9 protein-coding genes and 1 tRNA gene are annotated in these 14406 nt (G+C 55.9%); 5 read left to right on the top strand and 5 right to left on the bottom strand.

The window, feature by feature from the left end:
* Positions 1-47: 47 nt before the first annotated feature.
* The gene (locus tag SK53_RS02270; RefSeq protein WP_032609618.1) at positions 48-2741 is read right to left on the bottom strand and encodes a cation-transporting P-type ATPase; all 2694 of its coding nucleotides are present in this window, start codon (positions 2739-2741) and stop codon (positions 48-50) included.
* Between the two features lie 47 nt (positions 2742-2788).
* Positions 2789-3220, bottom strand: coding sequence for a universal stress protein (locus SK53_RS02265; RefSeq protein WP_003859525.1), 432 nt, complete (start codon positions 3218-3220; stop codon positions 2789-2791).
* 472 nt (positions 3221-3692) lie between these two features.
* On the opposite strand from SK53_RS02265, the gene SK53_RS02260 reads away from it, so the two are divergent.
* The 3 genes from SK53_RS02260 to SK53_RS02250 are packed head-to-tail and all read left to right on the top strand — an operon-like array spanning position 3693 to position 8802.
* Positions 3693-4778 (top strand): efflux RND transporter periplasmic adaptor subunit, encoded by a 1086-nt coding sequence (locus tag SK53_RS02260; RefSeq protein WP_048208411.1) that lies wholly within the window; start codon positions 3693-3695, stop codon positions 4776-4778.
* Complete coding sequence (locus SK53_RS02255) at positions 4778-7840, top strand: efflux RND transporter permease subunit (protein ID WP_048208410.1); 3063 nt, start codon at positions 4778-4780, stop codon at positions 7838-7840. Before SK53_RS02260 ends, SK53_RS02255 begins: the two co-directional genes overlap by 1 nt.
* Positions 7837-8802, top strand: coding sequence for an acyltransferase (locus SK53_RS02250; protein WP_023324931.1), 966 nt, complete (start codon positions 7837-7839; stop codon positions 8800-8802). Before SK53_RS02255 ends, SK53_RS02250 begins: the two co-directional genes overlap by 4 nt.
* Here the strand turns inward: SK53_RS02250 and pagP are convergent.
* Positions 8799-9374, bottom strand: a complete 576-nt coding sequence (pagP, locus tag SK53_RS02245; protein WP_023324932.1) for a lipid IV(A) palmitoyltransferase PagP — start codon at positions 9372-9374, stop codon at positions 8799-8801. The genes SK53_RS02250 and pagP overlap by 4 nt on opposite strands.
* 256 nt (positions 9375-9630) lie before the next feature.
* Here pagP and shiA point away from each other — a divergent pair, with 256 nt between their 5' ends.
* The gene (shiA, locus tag SK53_RS02240; RefSeq protein ID WP_017383305.1) at positions 9631-10947 is read left to right on the top strand and encodes a shikimate transporter; all 1317 of its coding nucleotides are present in this window, start codon (positions 9631-9633) and stop codon (positions 10945-10947) included.
* Positions 10948-11023: 76 nt separating this feature from the next.
* A complete protein-coding gene (locus SK53_RS02235) occupies positions 11024-12478 on the top strand; it encodes an AMP nucleosidase (protein WP_048208408.1) in 1455 nt (484 codons plus the stop codon).
* A 135-nt stretch (positions 12479-12613) separates the two neighbouring features.
* Here the strand turns inward: SK53_RS02235 and SK53_RS02230 are convergent.
* Together SK53_RS02230 and emmdR are read right to left on the bottom strand one after the other, a co-directional pair.
* A tRNA-Asn gene (locus SK53_RS02230) sits at positions 12614-12689 on the bottom strand.
* A gap of 103 nt (positions 12690-12792) precedes the next feature.
* Positions 12793-14211, bottom strand: coding sequence for a multidrug efflux MATE transporter EmmdR (emmdR, locus tag SK53_RS02225; RefSeq protein ID WP_048208407.1), 1419 nt, complete (start codon positions 14209-14211; stop codon positions 12793-12795).
* Between the last annotated feature and the right edge of the window lie 195 nt (positions 14212-14406).

Below are 14406 nucleotides of genomic sequence, written 5' to 3'. Positions count from 1 at the left end.
GTCAAAGAGAAAGCCTGCCGGTGGGCAGGCTTAGCCTGCTCATTCAGTCATCTTTTCGTCGTGCGCCATCTCCGGGTAAGGACTTTTTCTGCTTCAACAATCATGAACATCGCAAACCCAATCAGGAAGGTAATGATCCAGTAGCGGAACGGTAGCGCTTCGGTACCGAACAGTATTTGCATGAACGGCGCATAGATGATCAGAAGCTGAAGGGCCAGAAGTACGCCGCTCACGATCCATATCCCCTTATTAGCCAGCAGACCTTTACTCAGGGAGAAGCCGTCGGTGACGCGGCAGTTGAGCATGTAAAACCACTGGGCGGTGACCAGCGTTTGCAGCAACACGGTGCGGATGAACTCCGGCGAGTAGCCGCGAGGTTGCAGCCAGGCCTCCAGCACAAAGGCGCTGATGGCAATCATCAGGCCGACAAACACCACTCGCCAGATGGCATAACCGTCCATCACATGCAGGTTAGACTTACGCGGCGGCCGGTTCATGATGTCCTTCTCACCCGCTTCAAACGCCAGGCCAAACGACAGCGTTGCCGAGGTTGCCATGTTCATCCACAGGATCAGTACCGGCGTTAACGGGATCAGGTTCCCCGCCAGCAGGGCAATAATGATCAGCAGGGCCTGGGCGATGTTGCTCGGGATAACGAACAAAATGGTCTTTTTCAGGTTGTCGTAGACCCGACGCCCTTCATGGACCGCCCGGGCAATGGTGGCAAAGTTATCATCCGTTAACACCATATCGGCGGCTTCTTTGGTGACTTCAGTACCTTTGATCCCCATCGCGATGCCGACATCCGCCCGCTTCAGCGCAGGCGCATCGTTCACCCCGTCCCCGGTCATTCCGACCACTTCCTGCTTACTTTGCAGCGCCTGCACCAGGCGGAATTTATCTTCCGGGCTGGTTCGGGCAAAGATATCGTATTTTTGCGCCGCCTCGCTCAGCTGGTGGTCGTCCATCGCTTCCAGCTCGCGCCCGGTAATGGCGCTCGCCGCGTTGCCAATACCCAGCATCTGTCCAATGCTCATCGCCGTTTGTGGATGATCCCCGGTAATCATTTTCACGCGAATGCCCGCCTGCAAGCAGTCGGCAATGGCCGAAATGGCTTCCGGGCGCGGGGGATCCATCATGCCCGCAATGCCGAGCAGTATGACCCCCTCTTGCAGATCCGCATGCGTCAGCTCGCGCTGCCCGCTGGCGGCCGGTTTCCAGGCCGCAGCCACCATGCGCAATCCCTCGCGCGCATACTCTTCAATCTTCTCTTCCCAATAGTGCAGGTTGAACGGCTCCAGCCCGTTTTGGGTCTGCTGGTGCTGGCAAAGACGGAAAAGGACGTCCGGCGCACCGGTGATTAACATCACCTCTTCGTCGCCCAGGCGATAAAGGGTGGACATGTATTTATATTGCGAATCGAATGGGATTTTACTGCGCAATTCGGCGTCAATTGTCGGAAGCGGGATTTTGGCCGCCAGCACCTTCAGCGCGCCTTCGGTTGGCCCGCCGGTGATTTTCCACAGCCCCTGCTCATCTTTGATCAGCTGGCTGTCATTACAGAGATCGACGGTGCGCAGATAGCGCTCAAGCACAGACCCCTGGGTCACGGTGACCGGTGTTGGATCGTCAACAGGGTGAATAGCGCCCACCGGTTCGTAACTGTCTCCCTCGACGCGGTAGGTGGTGTCCGCGGTAATCACCGCTTTTACCGTCATCTCATTCATGGTCAGGGTGCCGGTTTTATCCGAGCAGATAACCGTCATCGCCCCCAGCGTTTCCACGGTAGGCAGCTTGCGAATAATCGCCTTGCGACGCGCCATCGCCTGCACGCCCAGCGAGAGGATGATCGAGATAATGGCCGGTAATCCTTCCGGCACCGCCGCCACCGCAAGGCTAATCAGCGACAGCACCAGCTCTGAAACGGGCATATCGCGGAAGATGAGGCTGAAAACGAACAGCGCCAGCATCATCACCAGAATGGTGATAAAAATGGTCTTGCCGAGCTTGTCCATTTGCACCATCAACGGGGTACGGTGTTTTTCAATGTCTGACATCATCTGGTTGATATGGCCGAGTTCGGTCTCCCCACCGGTTGCCACCACCAGCCCTTTTCCCCCGCCGGAGCTGACGGTGGTGCCCGAATACAGCAGATTGTAACGGTCACCTAACGGGAGTTCGCCGCTGAGCACATCGCTGCTTTTCTCCACTACCGTGGATTCGCCGGTGAGAATAGCTTCTTCCACCCGCAGGTTGTGCGCCTCTATCACGCGAAGATCGGCAGGAATGCGATCCCCGGCGCGTATCACGACGATATCTCCGGGCACCAGCGCTGTCGTCGGGATAGTTTCATGGTTGCCCTGCCGGATGACCACAGCCTCGCTGGAGAGCATATTACGAATGCTTTGCAGCGATTTCTCCGCATTGCTCTCCTGAATATGGCCAATCAGGGCGTTAATGATAGCCACCCCAAGAATGACAAACATATCCACCCAGTGTCCCATTATCAGCTTCAGCAGCGCCGCCGCCAGAAGGACGTAAATAAGGACATCGTTGAAATGGGCCAGAAAGCGCAGCCAGCCGGGTTTACCCGTTTTTTGCGGTAAGGCGTTTTCGCCGTATTTTTCCAGCCTGGCGGTCGCTTCTGTACTGCTGAGTCCGTCGAGGCTGGATTGGATATTTGTCAGGGTTTCATCAACGGTCTGTTGATAATACGGGCGGTGAGGCTTTTCTGTTATCATCGTTCCTTCCTCGGGTTCTTTTCAGAAATCACCTTGCTTTCATGTCATTAACGAATAACGAAAACAGGAACATGCGCATAACGAACGATACTCGCCGCCTCTGACCCTAATAAATGGGTTTGAATATTGGGATTACGCGATCCCACAATAATCGCACCGACGTTAAGTTCATCCGCCAGTTTGATTACCTCATCACGTATATTCCCGCTGCGAACATGCAGATGGACATTTGCTTCCGGCAGGTTGATTTTTTTTACCAGCGCAGCCAGTTTTTCTTTAGCATTATTAATCATATATTCATCCATCTTTCTCGCGTCTGCAATAAAACCGCGGGTCAGTTCCGCCGAGAACTTTGGCATAACGTACAGCAGATGGACATTACCCGATGCGCTTTGCGCCAGGAATTGGGCATGCTGTAGCGCTTTATCAGACAACGCTGTTTCGTATACATCCACCGGCACCAGAATCGTTTTATACATATCAAGCATCCTTTTTATAACCAACACAACAGTGAGTGAATCAGGAGAGATCGCATCAACCCCATGGGTACAGGCGTGAATGCCTTTTACGGAAAAAAGGAATGGATGCTATTAAACGTAGCACAGGAATATCAGGATGTTATTCAAAGGGGATACGCTATCGTAACGCTTGTATAGCCTGAGTATGTCACGCCACTAATAATGGTTATTTAACATTTATTTATTCACCGACTATGCTCATAGTCAGGCATGCAATACGTTCATTCTCTTTATCCCGCGCCACCTTCAACCTCATGGAGGAATGCATGTACGGTTTAAGCCTGATTCGCCTTGGTTTGTTTATTGCGCTCGCCATTATCGCCAGCACAGCAATCGGTTTATTTACCTATGTGGTCGTCTCGGCCCTGGCAGAATAGCGCCACCCCAGCATTGATGACGAAATAAATAAAACAATTATTATCAGGGGAATACTGTGAAGCGCTACCTCTCTCTTCTGCCTGCTGTTTTATTGCTGCTGACGGCGTGCGATCCGAAATCCGACCGCGCCGCGCCCCTGCCGAAAATGGTAAAAGTCGCAGAGGTGGTGAAGGCTGGCAACGCGCAGCAGCGCGTCTTTCCCGCCCGTATCGAATCCGGCGACGCCACGGATCTTGCGTTCAAACGTGCCGGGCAGATTGAGACCCTGGACATTCGCCAGGGTGCCGTTGTCAAACAGGGGCAACGGCTCGCCAGTCTTAACGATCGCGAAGCCCGGCAGCGTCTGAACGACAGGCAAACGACGGCGACCCTGGCTCAGCGGCAATTCGACCGCTTCCAGACCCTGGCAGGACGCCAGGCCGTGTCGAAGGCCGAGATGGATGTCCAGCGCGCAAACCGCGATTCTGCAAACGCCGCGCTACAGATTGCACGCGAAGAATTGGGTCAGATGACGCTCGTCGCCCCCTTCAGCGGGACAGCGGCCAGCGTACATGTGCGAAACCATCAGGTCGTCTCAGCCGGCCAGCCCGTCGTCACATTGACCCGTACCGATCTGCTGGACGTGGTGTTCAGCCTTCCAGAGAACCTGTTTAACACCTTCGATATTCGCAATGCGCAGTACAAACCGGTAGTGAAGATCAACGCCCTGCCCGGTCGCGAGTTTACCGCTGTGTACAAAGAGCACTCAGGCAGTAGCGACAGCAACACTTTGACCTGGCAGGTAATTTTAACCATGCCCCGCCCGGATGATTTTCCCGTCGTGGGCGGCGTCAGCGGAACGGTCACCATCAATTTAACCAACCTACCGGCGGGCGTGGGCAGTGAGGCGCTGGTGGTGCCGGTTGAAGCGGTCTTTAACCCGGATAACCGCCCGCGCAATGAGCCACACGTCTGGGTGGTGACGGGCGAAGGCGATACGTTGCACCTTGAAGATCGTAAGGTCAGCGTGGGACAAGTCAGCGCTGAGGGGGTCATCATCGTCGGTGGGCTTAAGGCGGGTGAACGCGTGGTGGCCGCAGGCGTTGGGGAGTTACATCCCAACCAGCCGGTACGTATCTGGACGCGTGAACGGGGACTATAATGGATATCTCTCGTCAGTTTATCAGCAACCCGGTTCGCGTCTGGCTGACGATTTTGCTGCTGGGCGTAGGTGGCATTATTGCCCTGTTGAACATCGGCAGACTGGAAGATCCGGCGTTTACCATCAAAACGGCGGTGGTGATCACCCATTATCCGGGCGCGTCGGCGCAGCAGGTTGAGGAAGAGGTCACTCTGCCGCTGGAAAACGCGCTTCAGCAATTACCTTACCTGGATAACGTCAGCTCCATCTCCTCCAGCGGCCTGTCGCAGATTACGGTCAATATAGCCTCGCGCTACCACTCAAATGCGCTGCCGCAAATCTGGGATGAACTGCGTCGCCGGGTGGGAGATGCCGCCCGACAGTTTCCACCCGGCGTAGTGACCCCGTTTGTAAATGACGATTTTGGCGATGTGTTCGGCTTTTTCTTTGCCATTTCCGGCGATGAATTCAGCAATCCGGAACTGGTCCGGTATGCCGAGCAGCTGCGCCGGGAGTTGGTCCTCGTGCCAGGCGTGGGCAAAGTGGCCATCGGCGGAGCCCTCACCCAGCAGATTAACGTAGATATTTCTCTGAGCAAAATGGCCGCGCGCGGGATAACGCTGAACCAGCTTTCTGCCCAGCTCAGCAGGCTGAACGTGGTCTCCAGCGCGGGAGAGATCCCCTCCGGTACCGAGTCAATTCGTCTGCATCCTACCGGTGAATTCGAAAGTATTGACGAGCTGGCCGATCTCATCGTGACCCCGCCGGGCGTTGGGGCGGCTACCCGCTTACGGGATATTGCCACCCTGTCACGCGGGCTGGATGCCTCCCCTGCCAGCATCTACCATGCCAACGGCAAAGAAGCCGTCACCATGGGCGTCTCCTTTATCCCCGGCGTTAACGTGATCGACGTGGGACATGCCCTGGAGGCGAAGCTTGAGCAGATGTCAGCCGAGAAACCGGCAGGTATCCACATCGACCTGTTTTACGATCAGGCGGCGGAGGTCGGGCATTCCGTCAACGGATTTATCATTAATTTCGTGATGGCGCTGGCGATTGTCGTCGGTGTGTTGCTGATCTTTATGGGCTTACGCAGCGGGATCATTATCGCCTTTTCCCTCGCGCTTAATGTGCTGGGTACGCTGCTGATCATGTATCTCTGGGGTATTGAACTACAGCGCATTTCACTGGGCGCGCTGATCATCGCCCTCAGCATGCTGGTTGACAATGCCATTGTTATTGTCGAAGGGGTACTGATAGCCCGGCAGCAGGGCTCGTCCCTGATGAACGCCATTAGCAACATTATTCGCCGTTCTGCGCTGCCGCTGCTGGGTGCGACGGTGATCGCCATCCTGGCCTTTGCGCCCGTCGGGCTGTCGCAGGACTCTACCGGCGAATACTGTAAGTCGCTGTTTCAGGTTCTGCTGATTTCGCTCATGCTGAGCTGGTTCTCTGCCCTCACCATTACACCGGTGCTGATCAAATGGTGGCTGTTTAAACGGGACGCTGCGCCGCCAGAGGCTGACGAAACGGATCCCTATGACAAACGCATCTATCGGATCTATCAGGCGGTGCTCAACGCGCTGTTACGGCGTAAAGCGCCAACGCTGGTGGTGATGGCCGCACTGCTGGCAGCCGCCATCTGGGGCTTTGGCTCGGTGCGGCAGAACTTCTTCCCCTCCTCCAGCACGCCGATTTTCTTTGTCGACCTCTGGCTCCCTTACGGTACCGACATTAAATGGACCGAGAAGATGACCAGTGATATCGAGAAAACCATTAACGGCCAGCCTGGCGTGGAAACCACGGTCTCGACGATTGGTCAGGGAAGTATGCGATTTATTTTGACCTACAGCGGACAGCGGCAGTACAGCAACTATGCGCAAATCATGGTGAGAATGGACGACCAGCGTAACATCCCCGCCCTGACCCGCCACGTTGATGAGTACATCGCCCGGAACTATCCGCAGGTTAACGCCAGCACGAAGCGGGTGATGTTTGGCCCCTCCGGCGACAGCGCTATTGAAGTGCGTATTAAAGGCTCTGACCCGGACAGGCTGCGTCTGATCGCCAGCCAGGTAGACAACATTCTTACGCGCGATCCGGCGACGGACAGCGTCAGGAACGACTGGCAAAACCGCAGCAAAGTGATCCGCCCGCAGTACATCACCGCGCTCGGACGTGAGCTTGGCGTGGATAAGCAGGACGTCGATAACGCACTGGAGATGAATTTCTCCGGCAGCCGGGCAGGACTGTACAGAGAAGGAAGCGATCTGTTACCCGTGGTGGTGCGCCCGCCGGAAAGCGAGCGGCTGGACGCCAACCACCTGAACAACGTCCTGGTCTGGAGCCAGACCCGGCAGCAGTATATTCCGCTGAGCAACGTCGTCAGCGGCTTCGCGCTGGAGTGGGAAGATCCGCTGATCCTGCGTCGCGACCGCTCGCGCGTGCTGACCGTGCAGACCGACCCTGACCCGTTGAGCCAGCAAACGTCCGGCGATATTCTCGCCCGCGTGAAGCCGCAAATAGATGCCCTGCCCCTGCCTCACGGCTACAGCATTGAGTGGGGCGGGGACGCGGAGAATTCCAGCGAAGCGCAGCAGGGGCTATTTACCACGCTGCCGATCGGGTATCTGGTGATGTTTGTGATCACGGTGCTGATGTTCAGTTCGGTGAAAAACGCCGTCGCTATCTGGCTGACCGTGCCGCTGGCGCTGATCGGCGTGACGCCGGGGTTTTTAATTACCGGCATCCCCTTTGGCTTTATGGCGTTGATTGGCCTGCTGAGCCTGAGCGGGATGCTGATCCGCAACGGCATTGTGCTGGTGGAAGAGATAGAGCAGCAGAAAGCGCAGCAGGATCAGCACAGTGCGATCGTTTACGCCGCCACGTCGCGCCTGCGTCCCATCCTCCTCACCGCCTTTACGACCGTACTCGGCCTCGCCCCCCTGCTGCTGGATGTGTTCTTCCAGAGCATGGCCGTTGTGATTATGTTTGGGCTTGGGTTTGCTACAATCCTGACGCTGCTGGTACTCCCCGTAATTTACGCGTGTTTCCATCGTAAGGACAAAGCTGAACAACAATGAATGCGACAGGGCTGAATATCATCAAGACGCTGGGCTGTATGACGGCGGTTACCTTTTTCACCATCTACAACACCTGGGATCATTACGATTATGACTATCACTGGATCCTCGGTTTTTTAACCTTCATTTCGACCATCGCCACGCCGTTGTTTTTTGTGGTTGCAGGGTATCTGGACGGGCAATCCCGACACGGCACGCGCTGGCAGCTGGATAAGATCAAACGCCTGGTGATCGTCTTTCTGTTCTGGGTAACGATTTACTACCTGTGGGAACCCTACCAGCGCGGATATCTGATCCAGCCCTGGTTCGTGTTCGCGTTTATCGTGATTTACACGTTTCACCCGGTGGTGGAGCGGCTCAGCCAGCGACGAATGCTCTTTTGCGGGGTGATTACCGCCCTGCTGCTTTTCTCTTACGGGTACGATTTGCTGTCGGCCCTCTATCCTGATGCCCACGTCCTTTCATTGTCGCCGCAGTATCGCCTGTGGACGTGGCTGCTGTTTTATCTGACAGGCCAGCTCTTTTGCGATCCGCAGATCGCGGCGTGGATCGGCCGCAAAAACGTGGTCAGGGCCGCGGTGATTGCGATACCGTTCATCTATCTCTTCACATGGTTTTACGAACGGCACTTCTTTTTTGCGCTATTTAAAGCAGACAGAAACGCCTTTATCCTCACCGGATCGCAAATTTACATTCTGATTATTGCCCTGGTGATTGCGGCAAATGGCGTGCGGTTTCGCCGCAATGCGGAGTTTAAAGAGTCCGTGCTGGCCGCCATTAGCAAAACGATGACCGGGGTCTATATCATGCACTACTCGGTGTTTCACCTGCTGACCGCGCTCATTCCGGTGACGTCCCTGAGCACCAAACTTGCTCTGATTGTGCTTACGTTTGTTACGTCGGTCCTGTTTTCGCTGCTGATCCTGTCCAACACAGTGGCCAAAAAAGTGATCACCCTCTAAAAGCCCAGGCGCAGCCAGGCAAACAGCACGTTGCCGTTGTTGTAGGTCCCAGGAATATACGTGAACTGGACGGTGACACGCTTATATCCGGCAGAGAAAAGCGGGAAGATAAACGGCAGCGGGACATAGTTGGCAAAGTCGTCGCGCGCGGTGATCCCCGCGGCGGCCCCGAGCCCCAGACGGAAATCTTTTGCGTTATCCAGAAACCACCCCTTCTCCCAGCCGTAGCCCATCGCGGGCTGCCACTCGTTGTGGGAATCTTTAAACATCATGGCAAACAGCGCGCTCCAGTTGCCCTCGTCGTTGTAGCGAGACACGCCCAGCCCCCCGCCCCACGGCATTTCGTTGTAATTATCCGTTTTCTCTTTGTCATACATGAAGCGTGCATGCCAGCTCAAAAACGGAAGGTAGAGATCGTAACGATCCGGCTGTTCCCAGGTTTGCGCAATATCGTCCGTTACTGCATCCCACCAGCGATGAATACGCTGTTCGCCATAGACTTTCGGCTCCGCATGCAGCGGAGATACGACTAAAAACAGGACTACCCACAGTGCAGGAAAGAGGCGTTGCATCGTTATTCCCTCAGCTTACGTCATACAGCGATCATTATTACTGTAAACCATTCAGCCCTAACCGGAGCCAAACAGGCTGATTTATGTTGTCGCCCGATAAGATGAAATTTATTTATTCTGCGCTTTCAGGAAAGATAAAAACGTTTTCTCAGGCCGCGTGTCGCGGTAGTCTCATACGTTCCGCCAATATGACGGCCGTGATGTGAGTGACCTTTTCTTATACCAATAATTAAAAATCAGTACAGACAGGACAACTATGGACTCCACCCTTATCTCCGCTCGCCGCAACGAGGAGACACCTTCGCTTAACCGCGCCCGCCGCGCCGCTTTAGGTAGCTTCGCAGGCGCCGTCGTCGACTGGTATGACTTTCTGCTCTACGGTATTACCGCTGCGCTGGTCTTTAACCGTGAATTCTTTCCCCAGATCAGCCCCGCCATGGGTACGCTTGCTGCGTTTGCCACCTTTGGCGTCGGTTTTCTGTTTCGTCCGCTGGGCGGGATAATTTTCGGCCACTTCGGCGATCGCCTTGGCCGTAAACGTATGCTGATGCTCACCGTGTGGATGATGGGTATTGCCACCGCGCTAATCGGTATTTTGCCCTCCTTTGCATCGATTGGCTGGTGGGCCCCGGTGTTGCTGGTGACGCTGCGCGCCATTCAGGGCTTTGCCGTTGGCGGCGAATGGGGCGGCGCGGCATTGCTGTCCGTGGAAAGCGCGCCGAAGAACAAGAAAGCGTTCTACAGCAGCGGCGTGCAGGTAGGTTATGGCGTGGGTCTGCTGCTCTCCACGGGTCTGGTGTCGCTAATAAGCCAGCTCACGACAGACGAGCAGTTCCTGAGCTGGGGCTGGCGTATTCCGTTTATCTTCAGCATTGTGCTGGTCGTGGTGGCCCTGTGGATCCGTAACGGCATGGAAGAGTCGGCTGAGTTTGAGCGGCAGCAGCGCGAAAAACCGGTCGCCAAAAAACGGCTGCCAGTGATGGAAGCGCTCGTGCAGCACCCTGGCGCTTTTCTGAAAATTATCGCCCTGCGCCTGTGCGAACTGCTGACGATGTATATCGTCACCGCCTTTGCCCTCAACTATTCCACGCAAAACCTCGGCCTTCCGCGGGAATTGTTCCTGAATATTGGCCTGGTGGTGGGCGGGATCAGCTGCCTGACCATCCCCTGCTTCGCCTGGCTGGCGGATCGCTTTGGCCGTCGACGGGTGTATATCACCGGGGCGCTCATAGGCACACTTAGCGCCTGGCCGTTCTTTATGGCCCTGGAGGCACAGTCGGTCTTCTGGATTGTCTTCTTCGCGATCATGCTTGCGAACATCGCTCACGATATGGTGGTCTGCGTGCAGCAGCCGATGTTTACCGAGCTGTTTGGCGCAAGCTACCGCTACAGCGGCGCGGGCGTGGGATATCAGGTGGCGAGCGTGGTCGGCGGCGGGTTTACGCCGTTTATCGCCGCCGCGCTGGTGACGTTCTCCGGCGGTAACTGGCATAGCGTGGCGATTTATCTGCTGGCGGGTTGCCTGCTTTCTGCTGCCACCGCCCTGTTGATGAAGGAAACCGCGCACAGCTGATCTCCTCACTTTTGTTTCACAGGCGTGTGACATACTATCGGGTAAAGCCGCACACCTGTGGAACAAGGAGACAGACATGAATAATAAGGGCTCCAGCCTGACCCCGGCTCAGGCACTGGAAAAACTCGACGCGCTGTATGAACAGTCCGTCAATGCACTGCGCAGCGCCATCAGTGACTATATCGAAACAGGGAAACTTCCCGATGAAAAGGCCAGAACCCAGGGCCTTTTTGTTTATCCATCGCTCTCTGTCACCTGGGACGGTAGCGCCAGCAGCAATCCGAAAACCCGCGCCTATGCGCGTTTCACCCACTCCGGCTGTTACAGCACAACCATCACGCGACCTGCGCTGTTCCGCCCCTACCTGGAAGAGCAGCTTACCCTGTTGTATCAGGATTACGGCGCGCATATCAGCGTTGAGCCGTCCCTGCACGAGATCCCTTACCCGTACGTGATAGACGGCTCAGCGCTGACGCTGGATCGCTCCATGAGCGCAGGGCTGACCCGTCATTTCCCGACCACTGAGCTGTCGCAGATTGGCGATGAGACGGCGGACGGGATCTATCACCCGGCAGAGTTTTCACCGCTGTCGCACTTTGATGCCCGCCGTGTCGATTTCTCGCTGGCACGCCTGCGCCACTACACCGGCACGCCAGCCGAACATTTCCAGCCGTTCGTGCTGTTTACCAACTACACCCGCTATGTAGACGAATTTGTCCGCTGGGGCTGTAGCCAGATCCTCGCCCCGGACAGCCCTTACGTCGCCCTCTCCTGCGCGGGCGGGATCTGGATCACCGCCGAAACCGAAGCACCGGAAGAGGCCATCTCCGACCTGGCGTGGAAAAAGCACCAGATGCCGGCCTGGCACCTGATCACCGCCGACGGTCAGGGCATTACGCTGATTAACATCGGCGTTGGCCCGTCGAATGCGAAAACCATCTGCGACCATCTGGCGGTACTGCGCCCGGACGTCTGGCTGATGATCGGCCACTGCGGCGGCCTGCGTGAAAGCCAGCTGATTGGCGATTACGTCCTCGCCCACGCTTATCTGCGTGACGACCATGTTCTTGACGCGGTTCTGCCGCCGGATATTCCTATCCCGAGTATCGCGGAAGTGCAGCGCGCTCTGTACGACGCCACCAAAGAGGTGAGCGGCATGCCGGGTGAAGAGGTGAAACAGCGCCTGCGTACCGGTACGGTCGTTACCACCGACGATCGTAACTGGGAGCTGCGCTATTCCGCCTCCGCCCTGCGTTTCAATCTCAGCCGTGCGGTCGCAATCGATATGGAAAGCGCCACCATTGCCGCGCAGGGCTACCGCTTCCGCGTCCCTTACGGCACGCTGCTGTGCGTGTCCGATAAACCGCTGCACGGCGAGATCAAACTGCCGGGCCAGGCGAACCGTTTTTACGAAGGGGCGATCTCAGAGCACCTTCAGATTGGTATTCGCGCCATCGATTTACTGCGTGCAGAGGGCGACAAACTGCATTCCCGCAAGCTGCGCACCTTCAATGAGCCACCGTTCCGCTGATAACAAGGACACATCACGCACACCACTCACCCGGCCTGGGATTTCGTAGGTCGGGTAAGGCGAAGCCGCCACCCGACAATTTTACCGAACGCAGAAAAGCAAAAAGCCTGCTTTAAAAGCAGGCTTTTTTAAATTTGGCTCCTCTGACTGGACTCGAACCAGTGACATACGGATTAACAGTCCGCCGTTCTACCGACTGAACTACAGAGGAATCGTGTGAACGGGGCGCATATTATCGATGCGCCCTGAGGATGTCAAAGGGTGAATGCAGATTTTCAATCGTTTGCCGATTTATTCTCCACTTCGCACATTTGTCAGGCACTTGCCGTTTCCGAAACCTCCTGCTCCGGTTTTTTTCGCGGATATTTCCACAGCCAGCGCCCGCTCACCATGCGCCAGTAGAACAGCGCGCCGCGCACGGCCCAGTCAAGGAACATCCCCAGCCAGACGCCGACAACGCCCATACCTAACATTACCCCCAGCGTGTAGCCCGCCACGACGCGACAGCCCCACATGCCGAGCATGGAGACCCACATCGCAAACCGGGCATCGCGCGCCCCTTTCAGCCCGGCAGGAAGTACCCAGGACGCGGCCCAGATTGGCATAAACGCCGCGTTGAGCCAAATGAGCACCTTCACGACCTCTTTCACGTCATTTTCATGCGTATAGAACGAGGCCATCAGCCCGGCAAAAGGCGCAGTTCCCCACGCAATCGCCGTCAGTCCAATGGTTGAAAGCCAGAAGACATGCCGAAGCTGCCGTTCCGCCTGCCCTATCTGCCCCTTTCCGAGACGTCTGCCGGTGATGATCGTCGACGCCGACCCCAGCGCGTTTCCCGGCAGGTTAATGAGTGAGGCAATGGAGAAGGCAATAAAGTTGCCGGCGATGACGTCTGTTCCCATCCCGGCAACAAACATCTGCGTCAGCAGTTTCCCGCCGTTAAACAACACGGATTCGATGCTGGCCGGAATCCCGATCCCCATCACTTCCCAGATAATGGCGAAGTTATGCGGACGGAAATAACTTTTCAGCGTCAGGCGCAGCGATGGCGTAATTCCCGCCATCAGTACGCCGATTATCGCCGCCGCACCAATATAGCGGGAAATGGTCAGTCCTAAACCCGCGCCGACAAAGCCCAGCCCCTCCCAGGAAAAGACGCCATAAATCAAAACGCTGCTGATAATGATGTTCAGGATGTTCATGCCGCCGTTGATCAGCAGCGGGATTTTGGTATTCCCTGCTCCACGAAGCGCACCGCTACCAATCAGCGCGATGGCAGCCGCCGGATAACTCAGCACCGTCATTTCCAGGTAGGTGAGAGCCAGATCCTTCACCTCACTGGTCGCTTCTCCCGCGACAAAGTCGATAATTTCTTTGCCGTAATAATGGATAACCGCCGCAAGGATGATCGAAAAGAGGGTCATGATCATCAGCGACTGTCTGGCCGCTTCGCGGGCACGCTTCGGATCGAGCTTACCCAGGCTAAACGCCACCACCACCGTCGTACCGAGATCGATAGCGGCAAAGAAGGACATCACCACCATATTGAAACTATCCGCCAGCCCTACCCCGGCCATAGCTTCTTTACCGAGCCAGCTCACCAGGAATGTGCTCAGCACGCCCATCAACAGGACGCAGGTATTCTCCAGGAAAATAGGCACAGCAAGGGGGGTGATTTCACGCCAGAAGAGAACTCGATAACTTTTACGTTTTGCATACCAGGGCGTGCGCATAATCGCCTGGCGTAGGGGTGCGGTGACGTTCAAAATGGACCTTAGCGAGAAAGTTGAAACTCCATTTCAAATGATGGGGCAGAAATGCGTATCCTGCAAAGTATTTTCCATAAAATTATGTTTGGATTTACAACAAAATGACGACAGAATCATCAAACAAACGCTTTTGCCTGAGATCAGGTTTGACAAAAGTTT

This window comes from Enterobacter sp. MGH119 (assembly GCF_001037675.1).
Lineage (GTDB): Bacteria > Pseudomonadota > Gammaproteobacteria > Enterobacterales > Enterobacteriaceae > Enterobacter > Enterobacter hormaechei_C.
Note: the sequence above shows the minus strand (reverse complement) of the source record. Positions and strands in the feature narration are given on the sequence as shown.